Source organism: Pseudomonas reidholzensis, from assembly GCF_900536025.1.
Taxonomy (GTDB): Bacteria; Pseudomonadota; Gammaproteobacteria; order Pseudomonadales; family Pseudomonadaceae; genus Aquipseudomonas; species Aquipseudomonas reidholzensis.
Genome location: NZ_UNOZ01000039.1, coordinates 13268 through 38109, shown reverse-complemented (window position 1 = coordinate 38109; position 24842 = coordinate 13268). Strand labels below are relative to the sequence as shown.

Genomic DNA, 24842 nt, shown 5'->3' with positions numbered 1-24842 from the left:
AGCGACCCCGGCGGGGATTCATGGCAAGCTAGGCAGGCACATCAAGAGTCGCCCAGCATGCCCAGTCTCCCCGCCCGTTTTCGTCCGGCCATCGGCCTCGCCAATCCCCACCTGCAAACCTTGTGGGGCCCGCTCTGGCGCAAGCCGCCAGCGCTTGAGCGCGACCGTGAGCGGGTCTGGCTGGCCGACGGCGACTTCATCGACCTCGACTGGCATGGTCCCCATGTGCATGACGCGCCGCTGGTGGTGGTGCTGCACGGCCTTACCGGATCCTCCAGCTCGCCCTATGTCAAAGGCCTGCAGCACGCCTTGCAGGTGCGCGGCTGGGCCAGCGTCGCGGTGAACTGGCGCGGCTGCTCCGGCGAGCCGAACCTGCTCGCCCGCAGCTACCACTCGGGCGCCAGCGAAGACCTCGCAGAGATCATCCGCCACCTGCGCGCCCAGCGCCCGCTGGCGCCGTTGTATGCCGTGGGTTACTCACTGGGCGGCAATGTGCTGCTCAAGTACCTTGGCGAAAGTGGCTTGGACAGCCAGCTGCAAGCGGCCGTGGCGGTGTCGGTGCCGTTTCGCCTGGACCAGTGCGCCGACCGTATCGGCCTGGGTTTTTCCAAGGTCTACCAGGCGCACTTCATGCGCGAGATGCTGGCCTACGTACAGGACAAGCAGCGCCATTTTCGCGATCAGGGGCATCACGACAGGCTGGCGCAACTGGAGCGTCTTGGCACCTTGCGCAACCTGCGCACGTTCTGGGATTTCGACGGCAAGGTCACGGCACCGCTGAATGGGTTCAATGATGCCCACGACTACTATCGACGCGCTTCGAGTCGCTATTACCTGGGCGAGAACCGCACCCCGACCCTGATCATCCACGCCAGCGACGACCCGTTCGTGTTTGGCCACAGCTTGCCGAGCGCCGACGAGCTGGCGCCACAGACCCAGTTCGAGCTGCATCAGCGGGGCGGGCATGTCGGGTTTGTCGAGGGCAGCCTGCGCAAGCCAGGGTATTACCTGGAGCGCAGGATTCCTCAGTGGCTGGTCGAGGGGTGTTGAGAGGCTGCTGAGACGTACTCAGTCGCCAGTCGCCACGCCATGGTGCGGATCAATGATCCACTCACTCCACGAGCCCGCATACAGCTTGCCCAGGGGATACCCTGCCAGCGCCAGGGCAAACAGGTTGTGACAGGCCGTCACGCCTGAGCCGCAATACGCCACCAGATCCTCTGGCGCTCGCCCCGCCAGTTGCTCTGCAAAGCGCTGCTTGAGCTGGTCAGCCGGGAGGAAGCGCCCATCGGCACCCAGGTTGTCGGTAAACGCCGCGCACTGGGCGCCCGGAATATGCCCCGCGATCGGGTCGATCGGTTCGACCTCGCCACGGAAACGCGGCAAGCCGCGGGCGTCGATCAGGGTCATCTGCGGTTCGCCCAATTGCCCGAGCAGTTGCTCGGCATCGATCAGCAGGTCGGCATCCGGCTCGCCGTCGAAACTGCCCTCACGCTTGGGCGCAGGGTCCAGGCTCAGCGGCAGTTGAGCGGCGTGCCAGGCCTTGAGCCCACCGTCGAGGATAAACACCCCATCGCGCTTGCCCAACCACGCCAGCAGCCACCAGGCGCGGGCGGCGAAGGCACCCGCACCGTCGTCGTACAGCACCACCTGGCTGGTGTTGTCCACGCCCCATTCACGCAGACGCTCGACCAGGCCCTGCGGCTCAGGAAGCGGATGGCGACCGGTGAGGCCTTTGACGATCCTGCCGCTGAGGTCGCGCTCCAGATCGGCAAAATGCGCCCCGGCGATATGCCCCTCGGCATAGCTGCGTTGGCCATAGTCCACGTCTTCCAGGGCAAAACGACAATCGAGGATCACCCAGCCGGGCGCGTCCAGTTGCTCGGCCAGCTGCTGCGGGGTGATCAATTGCGCAAGGGGCATGACAGTCTCCTGATGGTTGCACGAAGGCCCCGGCTTACTGCTCCAGGGCCTGGTTGAAGGGTATGTGGAATTCCTCGCAGAGGGCATCGACCGCCGTGCGGGCGCTGGCGGTAACAAAGCCGAGCTCCAGCACCAGCACCTGATAGACCCCGCGTTTGAAGGCTTCTTCGCCCAGGTGCGCGGAATGCTCACGGGTGGTGCTGAGAAAACGCACCCACGAGGTCAGCACGATCCAGGCATTGATGGTCAGCGATTCGATCTGCGCAGGTTGCATGGCGAGGATGCCGGCATCGACAAAGCCGCGGTAGATCGCCTGGCCCTGCTGCAGGCAGCGCTGGGAGAAGCGCCGGTAGCGGGCGGCCAGCTCGAGGTCGCTTTCCAGCAGGTGTTCGAGGTCGCGGTGGAGGAACCGGAAGTTCCACATCGCCGCCAGCAACGCCTTGAGGTAGAAGCGTTTGTCCTCGACCGTGGCGGCGCGGCCCTGGGGCGGACGGAGAAAACTGTCGACCAGCTCTTCATATTGGCTGAACAGCACGGCGATGATCGCCTGCTTGTTGGCGAAGTGGTAGTAGAGGTTGCCGGGGGAAATTTCCATGTGCGCGGCGATGTGATTGGTGCTGACGCTGCGCTCGCCCTGCTGGTTGAACAGCTCCAGGCTGTTCTGCACGATACGCTCACGGGTCTTGATGGGCGGGGCCATGCTCAGCTCCAGTCTGCGGGCTTCTAGATAGACGCATCTTACGGTTATTTCGGGCTGCCAGGCAGCTGTCCGCAGGATGAAAAATCCGCGCCAGGACGCACTGTTTATCGTATAGGCTCTAGAGGTTTTGCAGCCCCTCGGAGCCCTCATGACGTCGTCCATCGCTCTGCCTTCTGTGTATTCCGACCTCGACCTGGACGCGACGTTCGCCTTGCAGCGACAGGCGTTCGCCGGCAACCCGATGCCCCCCGCCGCGCAGCGCCGGCAATGGCTGAAAAGCCTGCGCGAAGCGTTGCTGGCCGAGCAGAAGGGGTTGATCGAGGCGATCGACGCGGACTTCGCAGGGCGCAGCGCGGATGAGACCCTGCTCGCCGAGTTGCTGCCTGCGGTGCAAGGCCTGCGCCATGCCGAGCGCCGGCTGCAGCGCTGGATGCGGCCTTCGCGCCGGCAGGTCGGCCTGGCGTTTCAGCCTGCCAGCGCCCAGGTGCTGTATCAGCCGTTGGGGGTGGTGGGGATCATCGTGCCGTGGAACTACCCAGTGTTTCTCGCCATCGGCCCGCTGACCTGCGCCCTGGCGGCCGGCAACCGGGTAATGCTCAAGCTCAGTGAGGCCACGCCCGCTACCGGCCTGGCGCTCAAGGCCCTGCTGGAACGGGTGTTTCCAGCAAACCTGGTCAGCGTCGTACTTGGCGACGTCGAGGTCGGCCAGGCTTTTGCCCGCCTGCCGTTCGATCACCTGCTGTTCACCGGGGCCACCAGCGTTGGCCGCCAGGTGATGCTGGCGGCGGCGCATAACCTGACCCCGGTGACCCTGGAACTGGGCGGCAAGTCGCCGGCCATCGTCTCGCCCGGCGTGCCACTGGACAGCGCCGCCGAACGCATCGCCTTCGGCAAGACCCTGAACGCCGGCCAGACCTGCGTCGCCCCCGACTATGTGCTGGTGCCGCGCGACCGTGTCGGCGCGTTTGCCGACGCCTACCGGCGCGCCGTCCGACGCCTGTATCCGCGCATTGCCGACAACCGTGACTACAGCGCGATCATCAACCCGCGCCAGTTGCAGCGCCTGGAGCAACTGCTGGCCGACGCGGGCGACAAGGGCGCGCAAGTGCTCGACCTGTACCCCGAAGAAGCACGTCAAGGGCGGCAGTTGCCGCCGCACCTGCTGCTCGATGTGAGCGATGACATGCACGTCATGCAGGACGAGATCTTCGGCCCGTTGCTGCCGCTGGTGCCCTACGACACCCTCGAAGGCGCCCTCGCCTACATCAACCAGCGCCCGCGCCCCCTGGCGCTGTACTTCTTCGGCTATGACCGCAGCGAACAGGCCTACGTGGTCAATCACACCCACTCCGGCGGGGTCTGCCTGAACGACACCCTGCTGCAGGTGGCCCAGGACGACCTGCCATTTGGCGGTATCGGGCCGTCCGGCATGGGCCATTACCACGGCCATGAGGGTTTCCTGACGTTCAGCAAGGCCAAGGCGGTGCTGGCCAAGCAGCGCATCAACCTGGCCCGGCTGATCTACCCGCCGTATGGCAAAGCCTTGCAGCGCCTGGTGTACAAGCTGTTCATCCGCTGACCGAGGGGCCGGCGATCGGGCACATGACAAGGCATACCCGCACTGTCTATAGTGCCTTCGTCAGGCCGTGCGACTTGGCCGGGCGCAGTCGCTGCGCTACCATCCGACTCCCCAACGCACTCCAGCCAGGATGACGCGATGAACCGAGTGTTGTACCCGGGTACTTTCGACCCCATTACCAAGGGCCATGGCGACCTGGTCGAGCGCGCTTCGCGCCTGTTCGATCATGTGATCATCGCAGTGGCGGCCAGCCCCAAGAAGAATCCGCTGTTCCCGCTGGAACAACGGGTGGCGCTGGCCCGTGAGGTCACCAAGCACCTGCCCAATGTCGAAGTCATCGGCTTCTCCAGCCTGCTGGCGCATTTCGCCAAGGAACAGGGTGCCAACGTGTTCCTGCGGGGCCTGCGTGCGGTCTCGGACTTCGAGTACGAGTTCCAGCTGGCGAACATGAACCGCCAGCTCGCGCCGGACGTCGAGAGCCTGTTCCTGACGCCTTCGGAGCGCTATTCGTTTATCTCCTCGACCCTGGTCAGAGAGATTGCGGCACTGGGCGGCGACATCACCAAGTTCGTCCATCCGGTGGTGGCCGAGGCCCTCACCGAACGCTTCAAGAAGTGATCATCGCTGCCTGATCATCGCGCCCGCGTGCACTGCGGGCGCGATTGCGGCACAATTGTGCCCATTAGGTATGAAACATGCCCGGGCCCAGAGCCCCGGCCGGAGCCCCCATGTCCCTGATCATCACCGACGATTGCATCAACTGCGACGTCTGCGAACCCGAGTGCCCGAACGCCGCCATCTCGCAAGGCGAAGAGATCTACGTGATCGACCCGAACCTGTGCACCCAGTGCGTGGGCCACTACGACGAGCCGCAGTGCCAGCAGGTCTGCCCGGTCGACTGCATCCCCCTGGATGAAGCCCACCCGGAATCCGAAGAGCAGCTGATGGCCAAGTACCGCCTGATCACCGGCAAAGCCTAGCGCCCTGCGTCGTGCGCCCCCTGGATCCCCGCCTCAGCGCTGGCAACGGGGGCAGTAGACGCTCGCGCGCTGGCCGAGCTTGAGCTCGCGCAACGGCGTGCCGCAGACCTTGCAGGGCATGCCGCCACGCCCATAGACAAACAGCTCCTGCTGGAAATACCCCGGCTGCCCATCGCCGCCGATAAAATCGCGCAGCGTCGTGCCGCCCCGCTCGATGGCCGCCGCCAGCACCCGCTTGATCTCCAGCGCCAGCTTCAGGTACCGCGCCCGGGAGATCCCCCCGGCTTCGCGCCGCGGGTCGATACCGGCCGCAAACAGCGCTTCGGTCGCATAGATATTGCCGACCCCGACCACCACGGCGTTGTCCATGATGAACGGTTTGACCGCCATCGTGCGGCCCCGCGAGAGGGTGAACAAGCGGTCGCCTTCGAACAGGTCGGTCAGCGGCTCCGGCCCCAGCCGCAGCAACAGCTCGTGGTTCAGCGGGTCCAGCGACCAGAGCATCGCGCCAAAACGCCGAGGGTCGGTGTAGCGCAGCGCCAGCCCCGACTCCAGCTCGATGTCCACATGCTCATGGCGCGACGCCGACAGCCCTGCTTCGACCAGGCGCAGGTTGCCCGACATCCCCAGGTGGCTGATCAGCGTCCCCACCTCGGCATTGATCAACAGGTACTTGGCCCGCCGCTGCACGCTGACGATGCGCTGGCCCGACAGGCGCACATCCAGGTCTTCGGGGATCGGCCAGCGCAGGCGCCGCTCACGCACCACCACGCGGCTGACCCGCTGGCCTTCGAGATAGGGCGCGATCCCGCGCCGGGTGGTTTCGACCTCGGGGAGTTCAGGCATTGGTCAGTGTCCGCCCAGTTCGCGAAGGGTTTGTTTGAGGTTCTCGAAGTCGTACTCCGACAGCCCGATGTAATCCAGCACCAAGGGGGCGACCGCATCCCACTCGTGGTCGACCGCCTGGTTGCCCAGCACGCGATAGGACGCGCAGATGTGCTCGGCCATCTTCAGCACCGCCAACAGGTTTTTAAGCTGCGTCTGGGTGTTGCCGGAGGACTGGTCGCGGAACACCGCCAAGGCGTTGTGGTGGTTGGCGATGGCCGCACTGATGTGCTCCGGCAGACGCCACGATTTGGCGGTGAAGTAGCCGACCACCGAATGGTTGGTGTTGAACGCGCGGTTCTCGGTATCGACCACCCGTGTCTGGTCATCCGCCTCGGCGTAGGCCTCCTCCAGCACCTGCATGTAGTTGGGGAAGCGCTTGAGCATCAGCGGCACGCCGCAATCGTGGAACAGGCCGAGGGTATAGGCCTCGTCCGCCGCCTGCAGGCCAGTGCGCTTGGCCAGGGTCAGGCAAGTCATGGCGACGTCCTGGGCGGTGTCCCAGAAGCGGTTGAGGGTGACGATGGTCTCGTCGCTCATCTCGCCCTTGATCGACTGGGCGTTGATCAGGTTGATGATCGAACGGCTGCCCATCAGGTTGACCGCGCGCTGGATCGAGCCGATCTTGTTGGACAGGCCGAACTGTGGCGAATTGACCAGTTTCAGCAGGGCGCCCGAGAGGCCCGGGTCCTGGGCGATCAGCTTGGCGATGGTCTCCAGGTCCGGGTCGGGCATGTACTGCTCGAACTGCAGATCGACCATGATCTGCGGCTGCGGCGGGATGGTAATGCCTTGCAAGGCTTGTTGGATCTGTTCGGGGCTGAGTTCCTGGGACATGAGTACACACTCGCTGATGACAGGCAATTCTAACCCCGTCCTCCGCCACGGCCGCAACCGCGCGCTCAATAACGGCGCCTGAACGGCCGCGAAGTGCCTGCAAGAGGCGCTACGCTTTGTCGTGCCCCACGCCGAACCCAGGGCCAACACGCTATACTCCCGCTCTTTTTTCCGGAGCGACGTCATGTCCCTGCCCAGCCTACGCCTCAAAGCCAATGCCGATCGCCGTCTGCGCGCCGGCCACCTGTGGGTCTACAGCAACGAAGTCGATGTCGCCGCGACCCCGCTGCAAGGCCTGCAAGCCGGCCAGCAGGCGATCCTCGAGGCGGCCAATGGCAAACCTCTGGGCATCGTCGCACTGAGCCCGAACAACCTGATCTGCGCCCGCCTGCTGTCGCGTGACATCAAGCTGCCGCTGGACAAGTCGTTGCTGGTGCACCGCCTGAACGTCGCCCTGTCGCTGCGCGAGCGCCTGTTCGACAAGCCTTGCTACCGCCTGGTGTACGGCGACTCCGACCTGCTGCCAGGCCTGGTGGTCGACCGTTTCTTCGACATCCTGGTGGTCCAGCTGGCCTCGGCGACCATGGAACAGCACAAGGACGACGTCATCGCGGCGCTGATCCAGGTGCTCAAGCCGAGCGGCATCCTGTTCAAGAACGACTCCGCCGCGCGTGATGCCGAAGGCCTGCAGCGCTACGTCGAGACCGTTTACGGTGAAGTGCCGGACTGGGTTGCCCTGGAAGAAAACGGCGTGAAGTTCGAAGCCCCGGTACGCGAAGGGCAGAAGACCGGCTGGTTCTACGACCACCGCATGAACCGCGCACGCCTGGCACCCTACGCCAAGGGCAAGCGCGTACTCGACCTGTTCAGCTACATCGGTGGCTGGGGTGTGCAGGCCGGCGCGTTCGGCGCCAGCGAAGTGTTCTGCGTGGATGCCTCGAGCTTCGCCCTCGATGGCGTCGAGCGCAACGCGGCACTGAACGGCATCAGCGAGAAAGTCACCTGCATCGAAGGCGACGTGTTCGAGGCCCTGCGTGAGCTGAAGGCGGCTGAAGAGCGCTTCGACGTGATCATTGCCGACCCACCCGCCTTCATCAAGCGCAAGAAGGACCTGAAAAACGGCGAGGCCGCTTACCGCCGCCTCAACGAACAGGCCATGCGCCTGCTCAACAAGGACGGCATCCTGGTCAGCGCATCGTGCTCGATGCACCTGCCCGAAGACGACCTGAACGGCATCCTGCTGACCAGCGCCCGTCACCTGGACCGCAACCTGCAGCTGCTCGAGCGTGGCGGCCAGGGCCCGGACCATCCGGTGCACCCTGCCATTGCCGAGACCCGCTACATCAAGAGCATCACCTGCCGGTTGCTGCCTAACAGCTGATTCAGCCAGCCGAGGAGCGTGGGCCCCCGTGCGGCCCACGCTCAGGCTCGACTCCGCTATCAGCAGGAAAAATCGCCTACTGCGGCGACTCAGACATCGCCTCCGACACTTCGGCCAGGTCACGGCCGGCCCCCACCTGGCACATCGTCATTCCTTCACAGCGCCAGCGGTGTAGAATCGGCCTATTCATCGCCAGACATCCCCCGGCGGGTTTATGAGCTCTGGCCGAGCCTGCGGCGATCCCGCAGTGAGTTCGGCCTCATCCGTACCAGTGGCAACCGGCCTTGGGTGCAAAGGACAAGAGAAGCTCACTCCCCTTTTTAGTGACCTGATTCAGCCGCCAGGAGTGCTTCATGCCTGATTATCGTTCCAAGACTTCGACCCACGGCCGCAACATGGCCGGTGCCCGTGCCCTGTGGCGCGCGACCGGCATGAAGGACGACGACTTCAAGAAACCGATCATTGCCATCGCCAACTCGTTCACCCAGTTCGTCCCGGGGCATGTGCACCTGAAGGACCTGGGCCAGCTGGTCGCCCGCGAAATCGAGCGCGCCGGTGGCGTGGCCAAGGAATTCAACACCATCGCGGTCGATGACGGCATCGCCATGGGCCACGACGGCATGCTCTATTCGTTGCCGAGCCGCGAGATCATCGCCGACGCCGTCGAGTACATGGTCAACGCGCACTGCGCCGATGCCATCGTGTGCATCTCCAACTGCGACAAGATCACCCCTGGCATGCTGATGGCCGCCCTGCGCCTGAACATCCCGGTGATCTTCGTCTCCGGCGGCCCGATGGAAGCCGGCAAGACCAAGCTGGCCAGCCACGGCCTCGACCTGGTCGACGCGATGGTCATCGCCGCCGACGCCAGCGCCAGCGACGAGAAGGTCGCCGAGTACGAGCGCAGCGCCTGCCCGACCTGTGGCTCGTGCTCCGGGATGTTCACCGCCAACTCGATGAACTGCCTGACCGAGGCCCTGGGCCTGGCCCTGCCGGGCAACGGTTCGACCCTGGCCACCCACTCCGACCGCGAGCAGCTGTTCCTCACCGCCGGGCGGACCATCGTCGAGCTGTGCAAACGCTACTACGGCGAAAACGACGAGTCGGTGCTGCCGCGCAACATCGCCAACTTCAAGGCGTTCGAGAACGCCATGATGCTCGACATCGCCATGGGCGGTTCGACCAACACCATCCTGCACCTGCTGGCCGCCGCCCAGGAAGCCGAGATCGCCTTCGACCTGCGCGACATCGATCGCCTGTCGCGCGTGGTGCCGCAGCTGTGCAAGGTCGCGCCGAACATCCAGAAGTACCACATGGAAGACGTCCACCGCGCCGGCGGCATCTTCAGCATCCTCGGTTCGCTGGCCCGTGGCGGCCTGCTGCACACCGACCTGCCGACCGTGCACAGCCGCAGCATGGAAGAAGCCATCGCCAAGTGGGACATCACCCAGACCGACGATGAAGCCGTGCACACCTTCTTCAAGGCCGGCCCGGCAGGTATCCCGACGCAGACCGCATTCAGCCAGTCGACCCGTTGGGAAACCCTCGACGCCGACCGTGAAAACGGCTGCATCCGCAGCTTCGAGCATGCCTACTCGCAAGAAGGCGGCCTGGCCGTGCTGTACGGCAACATCGCCCTCGACGGCTGTGTGGTGAAGACCGCCGGGGTCGACGAGTCGATCCACGTGTTCGAAGGCAACGCGAAGATCTTCGAGAGCCAGGACAGCGCCGTGCGCGGCATCCTCGCCGACGAAGTCAAAGCGGGCGATATCGTCATCATCCGCTACGAAGGCCCGAAAGGCGGCCCGGGCATGCAGGAAATGCTCTACCCGACCTCGTACCTGAAGTCCAAGGGCCTGGGCAAGGCCTGCGCCCTGCTCACCGACGGCCGCTTCTCGGGCGGTACCTCGGGCCTGTCGATCGGCCACGCCTCGCCTGAGGCCGCCGCTGGCGGCGCCATCGGCCTGGTGCAGGACGGCGACAAGGTGCTGATCGACATCCCTAACCGCTCGATCAACCTGCTGGTCAGCGATGAAGAGCTGGCTCAGCGGCGCATCGAGCAGGACAAGAAAGGCTGGAAGCCGGTCGAAGTGCGTCCGCGCAAGGTGACCACCGCGCTCAAGGCCTATGCCCTGCTGGCGACCAGTGCCGACAAGGGTGCCGTGCGTAACAAGGCGATGCTCGACGGGCTGTAAGGCTTAGCGAGCAGTGAAAAAACCGGCGCCCAGAGCGCCGGTTTTTTTATGCCTGTCAGGGCCAGAAGACTACCCTCAAAGCGTTATTCCATCGAGATCTAAGCACATTCCATTTGGATATAAATTCGTTTGTTTTCGGCCTGTTAGCATTTGCGTTCGCTATCGCGCACAGACGCGACGCTTTGTATTCGATTCTGGAGCTTCAATGAACCTGCCGTTGTCACTCAACCTGCTGGCGTTTCTGGCGCTGTTGCTGGGCCTGGCGCAAACCCGCCGCACCGACTGGAGCCTGGCCAAGAAAGTCCTGCTCGGCCTCGCCCTTGGCGTGCTCTTCGGCCTGGTCCTGCACACGGTCTACGGCGCCGGCCACCCGGTGCTCAAGGCCACCATCGGCTGGCTCGACCTGGTCGGCAACGGCTACGTCGGCCTGTTGCAGATGATCGTCATGCCGCTGATCTTCGCCTCGATCCTCAGCGCCGTGGCGCGCCTGCACAACGCCTCCGCGCTGGGCCGCATCAGCGTGCTGAGCATCGGTACGCTGCTGCTGACCACCGCCATCGCCGCGCTGATCGGGATCGTCCTGACCAACCTCTTCGGCCTCAGTGCCGAAGGCCTGGTGGCGGGCATCCCGGAGGCGGCGCGGCTGCAGGCGATCCAGACCGACTACGCCGGCAAGGTGGCGGACCTGAATATCCCGCAGCTGCTGCTGTCGTTCATCCCCAGCAACCCGGTCGGCGACCTGGCGCGGGCCAAACCGACCTCGATCATCAGCGTGGTGATCTTTGCCGTGTTCGTCGGCCTGGCGGCGTTGCAGCTGATCAAGGACGACCAGGACAAGGGCGAGCGCGCGCTGTCGGCCATCGACACCCTGCAAGCCTGGGTGATGCGCCTGGTGCGCCTGGTGATGAAGCTCACCCCGTATGGCGTGCTGGCCTTGATGACCAAGGTAGTGGCCAGCTCCAACCTTGAAGACATCCTCAAGCTGGGCAGCTTCGTGGTGGTTTCGTACATCGGCCTGGGGCTGATGTTCGTGGTCCACGGGCTGATCCTCGCGGCCACCGGGGTCAACCCGCTGCGCTTCCTGCGCAAGGTCTGGCCAGTGCTCACGTTTGCCTTCACCAGCCGCTCCAGCGCGGCCAGCATCCCGCTGAACATCGAGGCACAGACCCGCCGCCTGGGCGTGCCGCAGTCGATCGCCAGCTTCAGTGCCTCGTTTGGCGCAACCATCGGCCAGAACGGCTGCGCCGGCCTGTACCCGGCGATGCTGGCGGTGATGGTGGCCCCGGCCGTGGGGATCGACACCTTCGACCCGCTGTGGATCGCTACCCTGGTGGCGATCGTCACGCTGAGCTCGGCGGGGGTCGCCGGGGTGGGTGGCGGTGCGACCTTTGCCGCGCTGATCGTGCTGCCGGCCATGGGCTTGCCGGTAGAACTGGTGGCGCTGCTGATCTCGGTGGAGCCACTGATCGACATGGGCCGTACGGCGTTGAACGTGAACGGTTCGATGACCGCCGGGGTAGTCACCAGTCAATTGCTCAAGGAGACCGACCAGGCTGTGCTGGCCGGTGATGAGCATGCTGAGTTGAGCCATACCTGAGAAGGTTGGGGCCGCCTTGCGGCCCCAAAAGCTCACGCCTTGTCCCAGACCTCGAAGTGGTACGCCGGCTTGTCGCCCTCGCTCGGCTGCGGGTCGGAGGACGCCAGCTGCCACTGGCCCTCGTCGAACTCAGGGAACCAGGCATCGCCCTGCGGCGACAGCTCGACCCGGGTCAGGTACATGCGGCTCACCAGCCCCTGTTCCAGCGCCAGCGCATACAGCTGCGCCCCGCCGATCAGCATCAGCTCGTCGACGCCCTGCTCACGCGCCCACTGCTCGGCGCGGGCCAGCGCCTGCTGCAGCGAGGCGAACACCTCGGCGCCCTCCAGCTGCAAACCCGGCTGGCGGCTGACGACGATGTTCAAGCGCCCCGGCAGCGGCCGGCCAAGCGAATCCCAGGTCTTGCGACCCATGATGATCGGCTTGCCCAGGGTGGTGGCCTTGAAGTATTTGAAGTCCCCCGGCAGGTGCCAGGGCATGGAGTTGTCGATGCCAATCACGCGGTTCTCGGCGCACGCCGCGATCAGGCTGAGGGGGAGTGATGTATTCATGTCGGCGAGGATAGCAAACCCCGCCTGGGTTAAGCTTGTGCCCTGACCTGTGCAATGGACGACCTTGTGACTGCACCGACCCAACTGGACAAGCACTGGCTCACCGAAGCGGTGCGCCTGCGTGAAGAACACGCCGGCCCCCTCGAAGACCAGGAAGCCAACCGCCGCGCCCGCCAGCAGGGCGGCGACCTGGCGACACGCATCGAACACCGTGCGTTGTGGCTGGCCGAACGCGATGGCATGGGCGAGGCGTTGCGCCACTGGAAGCAGGGCGCGCGCCTGGCCTTGATAGGCCTGATGCTGTTCGCCGTGCTCAGTGGCGCGGGCCTGGGCCTGGCCGCGCTGGGCGACGGCCAGCGGCCGGTGAATGTGTTCTGGGCGCTGGGCAGCCTGCTCGGGCTGAACCTGCTGATGCTGCTCGGCTGGGCGGCCAGCCTGATCACCGCCGCCGAGCAAGGCGCCGTGCTAGGCCGGCTATGGCTGTGGCTGAGCGAGCGTTTTGCGCGGGATGCCAAGGCCGCGCACCTGGCGCCGGCGTTACTCGTGCTGCTGCAGCGCCAGCGCCTCGATCGCTGGCTGTTGGGCGCCCTGGTGCACGGCCTGTGGCTGCTGGCGATGATCACCGCGCTGGGCATGCTCCTGGCCCTGCTCGCCACCCGCCGCTACGGCTTTGTCTGGGAAACCACCCTGCTCGCCGCCGAACCGTTCATCCGCCTCACCCACGCCCTGGGCGCCCTGCCCTCGCTGCTCGGTTTCAGTGTCCCCGACGAGGCGATGATCCGCGCCAGCGGCGATACCCTGCCGGCCCTCGACCTGGCCCGGCAGGCCTGGGCCAGCTGGCTGCTCGGCGTGGTGCTGGTGTATGGCCTGCTGCCGCGCCTGCTGCTGGCGACGCTGTGCCTGTGGCGCTGGCGCCAAGGCCGCGAGCGCCTGAGCCTGGACCTGAGCCTGCCGGGCTATGCGCCACTGCGTGAGGCCCTGATGCCGCGCAGTGAGCGGCTGGGCGTACAGGACCCGGCGCCCCAGGCGCTGCCGCAGTTTCAGCCCGGCCAGTTGGAAGCCGGCGCCAGCGGCGCCTTGCTGGTCGGCCTCGAGCTGGACGATCAGCGACCCTGGCCTCCGGCCCTGCCGAGCACCGTGACCAACGCCGGGATCCTCGACAGCCGCGAATCACGCAACAAATTGCTCGAACAACTCAGCCGCTTCCCGCCGGCACGCCTGGCCATCGCCTGCGACCCACGGCGTTCGCCGGACCGCGGCAGCCTGGCGCTGCTCGCCGAGCTGGCACGCAATGCCGGTGCCACGCGGATCTGGCTGCTTCCGGCAGTCCCCGGACAGGCCCTGGACGCCGCGCGCCTGGGCGACTGGCACGAAGCACTCGAGCGCCTGGGCCTGCCCCACGCCGACACCTCACCGCTGACCTGGCTGGAGCATGGCCATGACTGAGCCGCTGAAACTGGCCGTGGTCGGCCACACCAATGTCGGCAAGACCTCGCTGCTGCGCACCCTGACCCGTGACGTCGGCTTTGGCGAGGTGTCGCACCGCCCCAGCACCACCCGGCATGTCGAAGGCGCCCGCTTGTCGGTCGACGGCGAGCCGCTGCTTGAGCTCTACGACACACCGGGGCTGGAGGATGCGATCGCCCTGCTCGACTACCTCGAACGCCTGGAGCGACCGGGCGAACGCCTCGACGGCCCGGCCCGGCTCGAACGTTTTCTGCAAGGCAGCGAGGCACGTCAGCGCTTCGAACAGGAGGCCAAGGTGGTGCGGCAGTTACTCGCGAGCAACGCCGGGCTGTACGTGATCGACGCCCGCGAGCCGGTGCTGGCCAAGTACCGCGATGAGCTGGAGGTGCTGGCCAGTTGCGGCAAGCCGCTGCTGCCGGTGCTCAACTTCGTCGCCAGCAGCCAGCACCGCGAGCCCGAATGGCGCGAAGCCCTGGCCCGGCTTGGCCTGCATGCGCTGGTGCGGTTCGACAGCGTCGCCCCGCCCGAGGACGGCGAGCGGCGCTTGTACGAAAGCCTCGCCCTGCTGTTGGAAGATGCGCGCCCGGCGTTGCAGCGCTTGATCGACGACCAGCAGGCCCAGCGCCTGGCCCGCCAGCACAGCGCCAAGCGTCTGATCGCCGAGCTGCTGCTCGACTGCGCCGCCTGCCGCCGCAGCGTCGAGGCCGAGCCTGCGGCCGAAGCCAAGGCCGTCGAGGGCCTGCGCCAGGAGGTGCGGCAACGTGAGCAGCGTTGCGTCGAGGCACTGCTCAAGCTGTATGGGTTCCGCCGCGAAGACGCCAATGCAGGCGACTTGCCGTTGCTGGATGGCCGCTGGGGGGATGACCTGTTCAACCCCGAAACCTTGAAGCTGCTGGGTGTGCGGCTGGGCAGCGGGGTCGCCGCCGGTGCCGCCGCTGGGGCCGGTGTCGACCTGCTGGTGGGTGGCCTGACCCTTGGCGCCGCAGCCCTCGCGGGGGCAATTGCCGGTGGCGCGCTGCAGACCGCGCGCAACTATGGCTCGCGGTTGCTGGGCAAGCTGAAGGGCCAGCGTGAGCTGACGGTGGATGACCACGTGCTGCGGTTGCTGGCACTGCGTCAGCAGCAACTGGTGCAGGCGCTGGAAAGCCGCGGGCATGCGGCGCAGGACAGCATTCGCCTGGCCCCAGCGGATGAAAAAGCCTGGCGCGAGGGCAAGTTGCCCGAAGCGCTGGGCAAGGCCCGGGCGCACCCGCAGTGGTCGTCGCTGAACCCAGGAGCGCGGCTGAATGCGGCCGAGCGGCAGGAGCAGCTGGAACAGCTGCTCCGTCAGCTCTAAGCGGCACGCTTCAGCCTGCCGCTGCTACCTGCGCAGCAGGCGCAGGCCGTTGAAGACCACCAGCAGGCTCACGCCCATGTCTGCGAACACCGCCATCCACAGGGTGGCCATGCCGGCAAAGGTGATCGCCAGGAAAATCGCCTTGATCCCCAGCGCCAGGACGATGTTCTGGGTGAGGATCGCCGCGCTTTGCCGCGACAGCCTGACGAACGCCGGGATCTTGCGCAGGTCGTCGTCCATCAGCGCAACGTCCGCGGTTTCGATGGCGGTGTCGGTGCCTGCGGCGGCCATGGCGAAGCCGATCTCGGCGCGTGCCAGGGCGGGCGCGTCGTTGATGCCGTCGCCGACCATGCCGACCCGATGACCTTCGGCGTACAGCGCCTCGATGGCCTTGAGCTTGTCGCCTGGCAGCAGGTTGCCCTCGGCCCGGTCGATACCGACCTGGGCGGCGATGGCCTGGGCGGTGTGCGGATTGTCACCGGTCAGCATGACCGTCTTGATGCCCAGCGCATGCAGCTCGGCGATGGCCTCGCGGCTGCTGTCCTTGATCGTGTCGGCCACGGCGAACAGCGCCAGCGGGCCGCTGTGGTCGAGTAACAGCACCACCGTCTTCCCCTGGCGCTCCAGGGCGTCAAGGCGGGCTTCCAGTTGCGGCGAGCACAGCCCCAGTTCCTCGACCAGGCGATGGTTGCCCAGGTGATACTGCACGCCGTCGATCTCACCACGCACACCACGGCCGGCCAGGGCGGCGAAGTCACTGACGTCACTGAGAGCCAGTTGCTGGGTCTCGGCAAACTGGGCAATTGCCCGCGAAACAGGGTGGTCGGAGCGCCCCCCCAGGCTGGCAGCCAGCGCCTGGGCGCGGCCTTCGAACCGTGCATCGAGGGCCACGAAGTCGGTCTGCACCGGCTTGCCGTGGGTAATCGTGCCGGTCTTGTCCAACGCCAGGAAGTCGAGTTTTCGACCGCCCTCGAGATAGACGCCGCCCTTGATCAGAATGCCTTTGCGGGCAGCGGCGGCGAGGCCACTGACGATGGTCACCGGGGTGGATATCACCAGCGCGCAGGGGCATGCCACCACCAGCAGGACCAGCGCGCGGTAGATCCAGTCGAACCAGGCGCCGGCCATGAACAGCGGCGGCAGGATCGCCACGGCCAGGGCCAGGGCGAACACCACCGGGGTGTAGATCCGCGAGAAGCGGTCGACGAAGCGCTGGGTGGGCGCGCGAGCGCCCTGGGCTTCTTCCACCGCCTTGATGATCCGGGCCAGGGTCGACTGCCCCGCCAGAGCCGTGACCTGGTACTCCAGCGCACCTTCCTGGTTGATGGTGCCGGCGAACAATTTGTCGCCGATCACTTTCTCGACCGGCAGGCTTTCGCCGGTGATCGGTGCCTGATCGACACTCGATTGCCCCGCCAGCACTTCGCCGTCCAGGCCGATGCGCTCGCCGGGACGCACCCGCACCCGGGTACCCATCGCCACGGCACGGACCTCGAGTTCGCGCCACTGGCCATCCGCCTGCTGCACGGTGGCCATGTCCGGGCTGAGCTGCATCAAGCTGCCGATCGCATTGCGTGCGCGGTCCAGCGAGCGCGCCTCGATCAGCTCGGCGACGGTGAACAAGACCATGACCATGGCCGCTTCCGGCCACTGCCCGATCAGCACCGCACCGGTCACGGCGATGCTCATCAGCGCGTTGATATTGAGGTTGCGGTTCTTCAGGGCGATCCAGCCCTTCTTGTAGGTGCCCAGGCCGCAACCGAGGATGGCCGCCAAGGCCAGCGCAGCCACCAGCCACTCCGGTGCCACGCCACTGAAGTGCACGACTTCGGCGGCAATTGCCGCGACCGCGGACAGCGCCAGCGGCCACCAGCGGGTCTTTGTAGCGGCCACCGCAGCCCCGGCATCGTCGTCACTGATCGGTTCGGCGTGCATGCCCAGGCTGTCGATGGCTTGCTCGATCTCAGCCGTGCCCGCCAGCGTGTGGCGCACGCCCAGCACCCGGTTGATCAGGTTGAACTCGAGCTGCTCGATGCCGGCCATCTTCCCCAGCTTGTCCTGGATCAGGGTCTGCTCGGTCGGGCAGTCCATGGCCTGGATGCGAAAACGGCTGAGCTGGGCATCGCTGCTGGCGGTTTCAGTCAGGTTCACCAGGGCAGGCGCCGCAGCAGAGCCGCAGCAGCTGTGGGCGTGAGTCTCGTGGTCGCCATGATCCTTGGCGTGACTATGGACGTGGTCGTGGTGCTTCTCGGGGCGGACAGGCTGGTACATGGGTTCATCCTTAAAGTGAGCCTGTTGCCAAGTGAACACCCTGTAGCCACTATAGGGTCAAGCCACCTGTGGGAGATTCGTCATGAAGATCGGAGAACTGGCCAAGGCCACCGACTGCGCCGTCGAGACCGTGCGCTACTACGAGCGTGAGCAACTGCTGCCCGAGCCAGCCCGCAGCGAGGGCAACTACCGGCTCTACACCCAGGCCCACGTCGAGCGCCTGACCTTCATCCGCAACTGCCGCACGCTGGACATGACCCTGGACGAGATCCGCAGCCTGCTGCGCCTGCGCGACAGCCCCGAGGGGCAATGTGGCAGCGTCAATGCGTTGGTCGATGAGCATATCGAGCACGTGCAGGCACGTATCGACGGGTTGATGGCGTTGCAGGCGCAGTTGGTGGAATTGCGCCAACGCTGCACGGCACCGGGGGCCGAGTGCGCGATCTTGCAGCAGTTGGAGGTGAACGGGGCGGTATCCGTGCCGGAAACCGAGCATTCACATGTGGGGCGCAGCCATGGGCATTAGTCAATGACAGCGCTGGGGGCGCTTTGCGCCCCTTTCCGACCGGTCCGGCGCCCCGGCAAGGCCGCTCCCACAAGTACAGCGCCGTAGTTGAGGCTTGCACTGTACCTGTGGGAGCGGCCTTGTGTCGCGAAAGGGCTGCGAAGCAGCCCCAGCAATTGTGGATCAGACCGCCATCGGCGCCGTCAGCGGCGCATGGTGCTCATACCCTTCCAGGCTGAAGTCACTCGGCTCGATCTTCTCCAGCCACTCCGGCTCGTACTTGCCGGTCTTGGCGAAGTCCGGCACGCGGTCACTGATCACCAGCTTCGGCGCCTCCAGCGGTTCGCGCTTGAGCTGCTCGTTGAGCATGTCGAGGTGGTTCTCGTAGACATGCGCATCGCCGATGAAATAGGTGAACCAGCGCGGCGTGTAGCCGGTCAGGCGACCGAACAGCGACAGCAGCGCGGCGCCTTCGGTAAGGTTGAACGGCGTCCCCAGGCCCAGGTCGTTGGAGCGGATGTAGAGTGTCAGGGAAATTTCCTTGGTCTCGACATTCGGGTGGAACTGGTACAGCAAGTGGCACGGCGGCAGGGCCATCTCGTCAAGCTGGGCGCAGTTCCAGCCGTGGAACAGGATGCGCCGGCTGCCCGGATCGTTGGCGATGGTATCCAGGCACTGGCGCACCTGGTCGATGGCCTTGTACAGGACGACGAACGCCTGGCCGTCTTCCTCGTCCTGGGCGATCTTGCGAAAACCCTGCTGCTCAGCCATCTCGATGGCCGCCGGGTTGCTCAGCGGCACACGCTTGTAGCCTGGCCACTGACGCCATTGCACGCCGTAGATCTCGCCCAGGTCGTCATGCCCCTGGCGGAACGGGTTGGCCAGCCACTGGGCGTTTTCGTTGGCGTTCTGGTCCCAGACCTTGCAGCCCAGCTCGCGGAACTCGCCGGCGTTTTTCACCCCACGCAGAAAGCCGACCATCTCGCCGATCGCCGACTTGAACGCCAGCTTGCGGGTGGTGATGGCCGGGAAGCCCTTCTGCAGGTCGAAGCGCAACATGGCGCCCGGCAGGCTGATGGTGCGGATGCCGGTGCGGTTGCCCTGCAGGGTGCCGTTTTCGATAACGTCGCGGACCAGATCTAGATACTGTTTCATGGCTTACCTGTAACAAGAACGGCAGGGGGATCGCCCCTGCCGTGGAAATCAGACGGCGGCCTTGGCCGTGGGTTTACGGTTGTAGGCCAACCAGATCAGGAACACGCCCGCGGCGATCATCGGCACGCAGAGCAACTGCCCCATGGTCAACCAGCCGAAGGCAATGTAGCCAAGCTGGGCATCGGGCACCCGCACGAACTCCACGATGAAGCGGAAGATGCCGTAGAACAGCGCGAACATGCCGGAGACGGCCATGGTCGGGCGCGGCTTGCGCGAGTACAGCCAGAGGATCAGGAATAATGCCACACCTTCGAGGGCGAACTGATACAACTGCGACGGGTGACGCGGCAGCTGGGCCGGGTCGCTGAACGGCGGGAAGACCATCGCCCACGGCACATCGGTAGCCTTGCCCCACAGCTCGGCATTGATGAAGTTGCCAATCCGCCCGGCGCCCAGGCCGATCGGCACCAGCGGCGCGACGAAGTCCATCAGCTCGAAGAACGACTTGTTGTTGCGCTTGCCGAACCACAGCGCCGCGAGCATCACGCCGATGAAGCCGCCATGGAACGACATGCCGCCTTTCCACACTTCGAAGATCAACGCCGGGTTGGCCAGATAGGCGTGCAGGTCATAGAACAGCACATAGCCCAGCCGCCCGCCGACAATGACCCCCATCGACAGCCAGAACACCAGGTCGGAGAGCTTCTCGCGGCTCCACGTGGGATCGAAGCGGTTCAGCCGGCGCGAGGCCATCAGCCAGGCACCGCCGATGCCGATCAGGTACATCAGGCCGTACCAGTGAATTTTCAGCGGCCCGAGGGCCAGGGCCACGGGGTCGATCTGCGGGTAAGGCAGCATTAGGGTTCCTCTCGGTTCAAATCAGGAAGCTGAGGCCAACGCAGAACAGCAGCGCGGCAAACAGACGTTTGAGCAGGCGCGGCGACAGCCGGTGTGCCAGCCGCGCGCCGTAGCGGGCGAAGAACATGCTGGTCAAGGCAATGCCGAGCAGCGCCGGTAGATAGACATAGCCAAGGCTGTGCGCGGGCAACTGCGCCTCGTGCCAGCCCAGCAGCATGAAACTCAGGGCGCTGGCCAGGGCGATCGGCAGGCCGCAGGCCGACGAGGTTGCCACCGCCTGCTGCATGGGCAGGCTGCGCCAGGTCAGGAAGGGCACGGTCAGCGAGCCGCCGCCGATGCCGAAGATCGCCGACGCCCAACCGATCACCACGCCGGCGCCGGTCAGTGCCGGTTTACCGGGGACCCCACGGCTGGCCTTGGGTTTCAGGTCCAGGGCCATCTGCGCGGCGATCACCAGGGCGAACACGCCGATGATCTTCTGCAGCATCGGGCCCTGGATCAGCGACGCGGTCTTGGCGCCGATGCCGGCCCCGATGAGGATGCCGAGGGTCATCCAGGCAAAGATCGGCCACTGCACGGCGCCCTTGCGGTGGTGCTCGCGGATGGCGTTGATCGAGGTGAAGACGATGGTCGCCAGCGAGGTACCGACCGCCAGGTGGGTCAGCACGCTGGGGTCGAAGCCCTGCAAGGTGAAGCTGAACACCAGCACCGGCACGATGATGATCCCGCCGCCCACACCGAACAGCCCGGCCAGTACCCCGGCGCAGGCTCCCAACAGCAGGTAGAGTACGAACTCCATTCGTCGACCCCGAGACAATTCAATCCGGCATGGTAACGGAAGCCGGGGTCGCGGCTCTAGTGAACTCTACGACAGGCAGCGGTGAACACTGTGACAGGATGGATCAAGCGCCGCCCAGTGAGTAGAGTGAGGCAAACCACCGAGGCCACGCTATGTGCCTGATCGTTTTTGCCTGGCGGCCGGGGCATGCCCTGCCGCTGATCGTCGCGGCCAACCGTGATGAGTTCTACGCTCGACCGACCCAGGCGCTCGCGGCCTGGGACGACGCGCCCGGTGTCTATGCCGGGCGCGACCTGGAAGCCGGCGGCACGTGGCTGGGGCTTGGGCCAGGTGGGCGCTTCGCCGCGCTGACCAATATTCGTGAGCCCGGGCAGGCGCTGGGGTCACGCTCGCGCGGCGAGCTGGTGGCGGCGTATCTGCGCGGAGCGCTTGGGGTCGAGGCGTACCTGGATCAGGTCGCCAGCCACAGTGCGCAGTATTCGGGGTTCAACCTGCTGGTGGGCGACGGCGAGCAACTGGGCTTCGTGCATGCCCGCGAGGCGGCGCCGCGGCTGCTCGAGGCTGGGGTGTACGGGCTGTCCAATGCGGGGCTGGATACGCCCTGGCCGAAGCTGCTGAAGACCCGCGCAGGGTTGCAGCAACTGCTCGATGATCCGCAGCCGCAGCGGTTGCTGGGGCTATTGGGCGATGCCCAGCCGGCACCTGATGCGCAGCTGCCAGAGACCGGGGTCGGTTTGGCGACCGAGCGGTTGTTGTCCAGTGCGTTTATTGCCAGCCAGAACTATGGCACGCGGGCGAGTACGGTGCTGATTGTGGATAAGCAGGGGCGGCGGCGGATGGTAGAGCGCAGCTTTGGGCCGTTTGGTGGGCATCTGGGGGAGGTTGAACTCTTGGTTTGAGCCTACCGGCCTTATCGCGGGCAAGCCCGCTCCTACAGTAGTACGCGACCTTCCTGTAGGAGCGGGCTTGCCCGCGATGAGGCCCGTACAGCCAGCAACGACCTCAGAGGGTCTTGTTGGCCCCTGGCCCGATCATCCGTGCCAGCCCCAGGTTCTTCAGGGCCAACTGCAGCGAGCTGTGGATAACCTGCGGGTTGTCGTGGCTCATGGCATCGGCGAGCAATTCCTTGGCCTTGCTCATGTTGATCTGACGCAGCATCCACTTCACCTTCGGCAAGTTGGTGGCGTTCATCGACAGGCTGTCGAAACCCATCGCCATCAACAGGATCGCCGCCGCCGGGTCACCGGCCATCTCGCCGCAGATACTCACCGGCTTACCTTCGGCATGCGCATCGCGGACCACCGTCTGCACCGCCTGCAGCACTGCCGGGTGCAGGTAGTCGTAAAGGTCGGCTACCCGCGGGTTGTTGCGGTCGACCGCCAGCAGGTACTGGGTCAGGTCGTTGGAGCCGACCGAGAGGAAGTCCACCTGGCGCGCCAGCTCCTTGGTCTGGTACACCGCCGCCGGGATCTCGACCATCACCCCCACTGGCGGCATCGGTACGTCGGTGCCTTCGTCGCGCACCTCGCCCCAGGCGCGATGGATCAGGTGCAGGGCCTCTTCCAGCTCGTGGATGCCAGAGATCATCGGCAACAGGATGCGCAGGTTGTTCAGGCCTTCGCTGGCCTTGAGCATGGCGCGGGTCTGCACCAGGAAGATTTCCGGGTGGTCGAGGGTGACGCGGATACCGCGCCAGCCCAGAAACGGGTTTTCTTCCTTGATCGGGAAGTACGACAGCGCCTTGTCACCGCCGATGTCCAGGGTGCGCATGGTCACCGGCAACGGGTGGAACGCCGCCAGCTGCTCGCGGTAGATCGCCAGCTGTTCTTTTTCGCTGGGGAAGCGCTGCTGGATCATGAACGGCACTTCGGTGCGGTACAGGCCAACGCCTTCGGCACCACGCTGCTGGGCGCGGGCGACGTCGGCGAGCAGGCCGGTGTTGACCCACAACGGCATGCGGTGGCCGTCGGGGGTCACGCACGGCAGTTCGCGCAGCGCGTCCAGGCCCTTGGCCAGCTCGCGCTCCTCTTCGACCACTTCGCTGTACTGCTTGCGCAGCACGTCGCTGGGGTTGGTGAAGACCTCGCCCTTGTAGCCGTCGACGATCATTTCGATGCCGTCGACCTTGGAATACGGCAGGTCGACCAGGCCCATGACGGTCGGGATGCCCATCGCCCGGGCCAGGATCGCCACGTGCGAGTTGCCCGAGCCGAGTACCGAAACCAGGCCGGCCAGCTTGCCTTCGGGCACTTCGCCGAGCATCGCCGGGGTCAGCTCTTCACTGACCAGAATGGTGTTTTCGGCGTAGACCAGGGTCTGCGAGCGGGCTTCCTGCAGGTACGCCAGCAGGCGCCGGCCGAGGTCCTTGACGTCGGAGGCGCGCTCGCGCAGGTAATCGTCGTCCATCAGTTCGAAGCGATTGACGTGCTCGCCGACCACCTGGCGCAGCGCGCCCTGGGCCCACTGGCCGGTCTTGATGACTTCGACCACTTCGCCACCCAGGGCGGCGTCTTCGAGCATCATCAGGTACACGTCGAACAGCGCGCGCTCTTCCGGGCGCAGTTGGGTGGCGAGCTTGGCCGACAGCTTGCGCATGTCGGCGCGCACGCCTTCGAGGGCGTTGTTGAACAGTTTCAGTTCGGCGTCGATGTCGTCGACGGTCTTTTCCGGCACCACTTCCAGGTCGGCCGGCGGCAGCATGACCACCGCCCGCCCGACTGCGGCGCCCGGCGAGCCCGGCACACCGACGAAGCGCGCTTCCTGGATGCCCTTGCCCTGGCGGCCCAGGCCACGAATCGACCCGGTGGCCTCGGCGTGGGCGATAACCCCGGCGAGCTGGGCGCTCATGGTCACCAGGAAGGCTTCTTCACCCTCGTCGAACTGGCGGCGCTCTTTCTGCTGGATGACCAGCACCCCGACCACGCGACGGTGGTGGATGATCGGCGCACCGAGGAACGAGGCAAAGCGTTCTTCACCGGTTTCGGCGAAGTAGCGATAACGCGGGTGATCGGCGGCGTTTTCCAGGTTCAGCGGCTCTTCGCGCGTGCCGACCAGGCCGACCAGGCCCTCGTTGGGGGCCATGCTGACTTTGCCGATGGAACGCTTGTTGAGGCCCTCGGAGGCCATCAGCACGAAGCGGTTGGTTTCCGGGTCGAGCAGGTAGACCGAGCAGACCTGGCTGCCCATGGCCTCCTTGACGCGCAAGACAATGATCCCCAACGCCGTCTTGAGATCTTTGGCGGAGTTCACTTCCTGGACGATCTTGCGCAGCGTATTGAGCATGGCTCGGGGTCGAACTCCGTCGTCAGTCGCGCGTCAGCAGGCGCGGTGCAAGCTCTTTCAGGGCGCGACGGTAGACCTCGCGCTTGAATGTCACTACCTGGCCCAACGGATACCAATAGCTGACCCAGCGCCAGCCGTCGAATTCCGGTTTGCCGGTAAGGTCCATGCGTACCCGTTGCTCATTGCTCACCAGGCGCAGCAGGAACCACTTCTGTTTTTGCCCGATGCACAGCGGTTGGCTGTGCGTACGCACCAGACGCTGGGGTAAACGATAACGCAACCAGCCACGGGTGCAGGCAAGAATTTCCACATCGTCGCGCTCAAGGCCGACTTCTTCATTCAGCTCACGGTACAGGGCATCTTCCGGCGTCTCGTCAGGGTTGATGCCACCCTGGGGAAACTGCCAGGCATCCTGGTTGATCCGCCGAGCCCATAGCACCTGCCCGGCATCATTCGTGAGAATGATCCCGACATTGGGGCGAAAACCATCCGGGTCGATCACGGCAGCAACCTCGCAAACGCATGTCACCGCATTGTTCCA

At 65.6% G+C, this 24842-nt stretch carries 22 protein-coding genes; 11 read left to right on the top strand and 11 right to left on the bottom strand.

The features are described from left to right. The first annotated feature begins 57 nt into the window (after positions 1 to 57). Complete coding sequence (locus tag CCOS865_RS26705; RefSeq protein ID WP_119146568.1) at positions 58 to 1050, top strand: hydrolase; 993 nt, start codon at positions 58 to 60, stop codon at positions 1048 to 1050. A gap of 18 nt (positions 1051 to 1068) precedes the next feature. On the opposite strand, the gene CCOS865_RS26700 is transcribed toward CCOS865_RS26705, so the two are convergent. Together CCOS865_RS26700 and CCOS865_RS26695 are read right to left on the bottom strand one after the other, a co-directional pair. Continuing rightward, a complete protein-coding gene (locus tag CCOS865_RS26700) occupies positions 1069 to 1923 on the bottom strand; it encodes a sulfurtransferase (protein WP_119146566.1) in 855 nt (284 codons plus the stop codon). Positions 1924 to 1957: 34 nt separating this feature from the next. After that, entirely contained in the window at positions 1958 to 2623 is a 666-nt protein-coding gene (locus tag CCOS865_RS26695; protein WP_119146564.1) for a TetR/AcrR family transcriptional regulator, read from the bottom strand. Positions 2624 to 2771: 148 nt separating this feature from the next. Here CCOS865_RS26695 and CCOS865_RS26690 point away from each other — a divergent pair, with 148 nt between their 5' ends. From CCOS865_RS26690 to CCOS865_RS26680, 3 genes are all read left to right on the top strand, one after another. Beyond that, positions 2772 to 4202 (top strand): coniferyl aldehyde dehydrogenase, encoded by a 1431-nt coding sequence (locus CCOS865_RS26690; protein WP_119146561.1) that lies wholly within the window; start codon positions 2772 to 2774, stop codon positions 4200 to 4202. Between the two features lie 138 nt (positions 4203 to 4340). After that, on the top strand, positions 4341 to 4820 hold the full coding sequence (gene coaD, locus CCOS865_RS26685; protein WP_119146559.1) for a pantetheine-phosphate adenylyltransferase: 480 nt from the start codon (positions 4341 to 4343) through the stop codon (positions 4818 to 4820). A gap of 110 nt (positions 4821 to 4930) precedes the next feature. Then, on the top strand, positions 4931 to 5182 hold the full coding sequence (locus tag CCOS865_RS26680; protein ID WP_078739590.1) for a YfhL family 4Fe-4S dicluster ferredoxin: 252 nt from the start codon (positions 4931 to 4933) through the stop codon (positions 5180 to 5182). Between the two features lie 33 nt (positions 5183 to 5215). Here CCOS865_RS26680 and mutM read toward each other — a convergent pair whose 3' ends face one another. Continuing rightward, positions 5216 to 6028 carry a bifunctional DNA-formamidopyrimidine glycosylase/DNA-(apurinic or apyrimidinic site) lyase gene (gene mutM, locus CCOS865_RS26675; RefSeq protein WP_119146557.1) on the bottom strand — a complete coding sequence of 271 codons (813 nt, stop codon included), beginning with the start codon at positions 6026 to 6028 and terminating at the stop codon, positions 5216 to 5218. Positions 6029 to 6031: 3 nt separating this feature from the next. After that, positions 6032 to 6850 carry an HDOD domain-containing protein gene (locus tag CCOS865_RS26670; RefSeq protein ID WP_208644573.1) on the bottom strand — a complete coding sequence of 273 codons (819 nt, stop codon included), beginning with the start codon at positions 6848 to 6850 and terminating at the stop codon, positions 6032 to 6034. Between the two features lie 238 nt (positions 6851 to 7088). Here CCOS865_RS26670 and CCOS865_RS26665 point away from each other — a divergent pair, with 238 nt between their 5' ends. From CCOS865_RS26665 to CCOS865_RS26655, 3 genes are all read left to right on the top strand, one after another. Further along, positions 7089 to 8285: a class I SAM-dependent rRNA methyltransferase gene (locus CCOS865_RS26665; protein ID WP_119146554.1), complete on the top strand. Its 1197-nt coding sequence runs from the start codon at positions 7089 to 7091 to the stop codon at positions 8283 to 8285. 353 nt (positions 8286 to 8638) lie between these two features. Continuing rightward, positions 8639 to 10480 carry a dihydroxy-acid dehydratase gene (ilvD, locus tag CCOS865_RS26660; RefSeq protein WP_119146552.1) on the top strand — a complete coding sequence of 614 codons (1842 nt, stop codon included), beginning with the start codon at positions 8639 to 8641 and terminating at the stop codon, positions 10478 to 10480. Between the two features lie 205 nt (positions 10481 to 10685). Then, on the top strand, positions 10686 to 12077 hold the full coding sequence (locus CCOS865_RS26655) for an L-cystine transporter (RefSeq protein ID WP_119146550.1): 1392 nt from the start codon (positions 10686 to 10688) through the stop codon (positions 12075 to 12077). Positions 12078 to 12109: 32 nt separating this feature from the next. Here CCOS865_RS26655 and CCOS865_RS26650 read toward each other — a convergent pair whose 3' ends face one another. Then, a complete protein-coding gene (locus tag CCOS865_RS26650) occupies positions 12110 to 12628 on the bottom strand; it encodes a dihydrofolate reductase (RefSeq protein ID WP_119146548.1) in 519 nt (172 codons plus the stop codon). Between the two features lie 54 nt (positions 12629 to 12682). Here CCOS865_RS26650 and CCOS865_RS26645 point away from each other — a divergent pair, with 54 nt between their 5' ends. Together CCOS865_RS26645 and CCOS865_RS26640 are read left to right on the top strand one after the other, a co-directional pair. Then, positions 12683 to 14074, top strand: coding sequence for a DUF2868 domain-containing protein (locus CCOS865_RS26645; protein WP_119146546.1), 1392 nt, complete (start codon positions 12683 to 12685; stop codon positions 14072 to 14074). Beyond that, the gene (locus CCOS865_RS26640) at positions 14067 to 15431 is read left to right on the top strand and encodes a GTPase/DUF3482 domain-containing protein (protein ID WP_119146544.1); all 1365 of its coding nucleotides are present in this window, start codon (positions 14067 to 14069) and stop codon (positions 15429 to 15431) included. Before CCOS865_RS26645 ends, CCOS865_RS26640 begins: the two co-directional genes overlap by 8 nt. A gap of 24 nt (positions 15432 to 15455) precedes the next feature. Here CCOS865_RS26640 and CCOS865_RS26635 read toward each other — a convergent pair whose 3' ends face one another. After that, positions 15456 to 17702 carry a heavy metal translocating P-type ATPase gene (locus CCOS865_RS26635; protein WP_119146542.1) on the bottom strand — a complete coding sequence of 749 codons (2247 nt, stop codon included), beginning with the start codon at positions 17700 to 17702 and terminating at the stop codon, positions 15456 to 15458. Between the two features lie 82 nt (positions 17703 to 17784). Here CCOS865_RS26635 and cadR point away from each other — a divergent pair, with 82 nt between their 5' ends. After that, complete coding sequence (gene cadR / locus CCOS865_RS26630) at positions 17785 to 18228, top strand: Cd(II)/Pb(II)-responsive transcriptional regulator (RefSeq protein ID WP_119146539.1); 444 nt, start codon at positions 17785 to 17787, stop codon at positions 18226 to 18228. A 162-nt stretch (positions 18229 to 18390) separates the two neighbouring features. On the opposite strand, the gene CCOS865_RS26625 is transcribed toward cadR, so the two are convergent. From CCOS865_RS26625 to CCOS865_RS26615, 3 genes are read right to left on the bottom strand one after another with little or no spacing between them, the layout of a single operon-like run. Then, positions 18391 to 19362, bottom strand: coding sequence for a thymidylate synthase (locus CCOS865_RS26625; RefSeq protein WP_119146537.1), 972 nt, complete (start codon positions 19360 to 19362; stop codon positions 18391 to 18393). Positions 19363 to 19410: 48 nt separating this feature from the next. Next, entirely contained in the window at positions 19411 to 20220 is an 810-nt protein-coding gene (gene lgt, locus CCOS865_RS26620) for a prolipoprotein diacylglyceryl transferase (protein WP_119146535.1), read from the bottom strand. 16 nt (positions 20221 to 20236) lie between these two features. Further along, complete coding sequence (locus CCOS865_RS26615) at positions 20237 to 21019, bottom strand: sulfite exporter TauE/SafE family protein (RefSeq protein ID WP_119146533.1); 783 nt, start codon at positions 21017 to 21019, stop codon at positions 20237 to 20239. Between the two features lie 152 nt (positions 21020 to 21171). On the opposite strand from CCOS865_RS26615, the gene CCOS865_RS26610 reads away from it, so the two are divergent. Further along, positions 21172 to 21918 (top strand): NRDE family protein, encoded by a 747-nt coding sequence (locus tag CCOS865_RS26610; protein WP_119146531.1) that lies wholly within the window; start codon positions 21172 to 21174, stop codon positions 21916 to 21918. A 103-nt stretch (positions 21919 to 22021) separates the two neighbouring features. Here CCOS865_RS26610 and ptsP read toward each other — a convergent pair whose 3' ends face one another. Together ptsP and CCOS865_RS26600 are read right to left on the bottom strand one after the other, a co-directional pair. Then, positions 22022 to 24301 carry a phosphoenolpyruvate--protein phosphotransferase gene (gene ptsP / locus CCOS865_RS26605; RefSeq protein WP_119146529.1) on the bottom strand — a complete coding sequence of 760 codons (2280 nt, stop codon included), beginning with the start codon at positions 24299 to 24301 and terminating at the stop codon, positions 22022 to 22024. A 22-nt stretch (positions 24302 to 24323) separates the two neighbouring features. After that, on the bottom strand, positions 24324 to 24803 hold the full coding sequence (locus tag CCOS865_RS26600; RefSeq protein WP_003249017.1) for an RNA pyrophosphohydrolase: 480 nt from the start codon (positions 24801 to 24803) through the stop codon (positions 24324 to 24326). Positions 24804 to 24842 lie beyond the last annotated feature (39 nt).

Excerpts from the sequence above, each read along its gene's own strand:
- CCOS865_RS26690 (WP_119146561.1), top strand. The coding sequence starts at position 2,772 with ATGACGTCGTCCATCGCTCTGCCTTCTGTGTATTCCGACCTCGACCTG.
- lgt (WP_119146535.1), bottom strand. The coding sequence starts at position 20,220 with ATGCTGCCTTACCCGCAGATCGACCCCGTGGCCCTGGCCCTCGGGCCG.
- CCOS865_RS26610 (WP_119146531.1), top strand. The coding sequence starts at position 21,172 with ATGTGCCTGATCGTTTTTGCCTGGCGGCCGGGGCATGCCCTGCCGCTG.
- CCOS865_RS26650 (WP_119146548.1), bottom strand. The coding sequence starts at position 12,628 with ATGAATACATCACTCCCCCTCAGCCTGATCGCGGCGTGCGCCGAGAAC.
- CCOS865_RS26615 (WP_119146533.1), bottom strand. The coding sequence starts at position 21,019 with ATGGAGTTCGTACTCTACCTGCTGTTGGGAGCCTGCGCCGGGGTACTG.
- CCOS865_RS26705 (WP_119146568.1), top strand. The coding sequence starts at position 58 with ATGCCCAGTCTCCCCGCCCGTTTTCGTCCGGCCATCGGCCTCGCCAAT.
- CCOS865_RS26645 (WP_119146546.1), top strand. The coding sequence starts at position 12,683 with ATGGACGACCTTGTGACTGCACCGACCCAACTGGACAAGCACTGGCTC.
- CCOS865_RS26640 (WP_119146544.1), top strand. The coding sequence starts at position 14,067 with ATGACTGAGCCGCTGAAACTGGCCGTGGTCGGCCACACCAATGTCGGC.
- mutM (WP_119146557.1), bottom strand. The coding sequence starts at position 6,028 with ATGCCTGAACTCCCCGAGGTCGAAACCACCCGGCGCGGGATCGCGCCC.
- cadR (WP_119146539.1), top strand. The coding sequence starts at position 17,785 with ATGAAGATCGGAGAACTGGCCAAGGCCACCGACTGCGCCGTCGAGACC.
- CCOS865_RS26635 (WP_119146542.1), bottom strand. The coding sequence starts at position 17,702 with ATGTACCAGCCTGTCCGCCCCGAGAAGCACCACGACCACGTCCATAGT.
- ptsP (WP_119146529.1), bottom strand. The coding sequence starts at position 24,301 with ATGCTCAATACGCTGCGCAAGATCGTCCAGGAAGTGAACTCCGCCAAA.
- CCOS865_RS26695 (WP_119146564.1), bottom strand. The coding sequence starts at position 2,623 with ATGGCCCCGCCCATCAAGACCCGTGAGCGTATCGTGCAGAACAGCCTG.
- CCOS865_RS26700 (WP_119146566.1), bottom strand. The coding sequence starts at position 1,923 with ATGCCCCTTGCGCAATTGATCACCCCGCAGCAGCTGGCCGAGCAACTG.
- CCOS865_RS26655 (WP_119146550.1), top strand. The coding sequence starts at position 10,686 with ATGAACCTGCCGTTGTCACTCAACCTGCTGGCGTTTCTGGCGCTGTTG.
- ilvD (WP_119146552.1), top strand. The coding sequence starts at position 8,639 with ATGCCTGATTATCGTTCCAAGACTTCGACCCACGGCCGCAACATGGCC.
- CCOS865_RS26625 (WP_119146537.1), bottom strand. The coding sequence starts at position 19,362 with ATGAAACAGTATCTAGATCTGGTCCGCGACGTTATCGAAAACGGCACC.
- coaD (WP_119146559.1), top strand. The coding sequence starts at position 4,341 with ATGAACCGAGTGTTGTACCCGGGTACTTTCGACCCCATTACCAAGGGC.
- CCOS865_RS26665 (WP_119146554.1), top strand. The coding sequence starts at position 7,089 with ATGTCCCTGCCCAGCCTACGCCTCAAAGCCAATGCCGATCGCCGTCTG.
- CCOS865_RS26680 (WP_078739590.1), top strand. The coding sequence starts at position 4,931 with ATGTCCCTGATCATCACCGACGATTGCATCAACTGCGACGTCTGCGAA.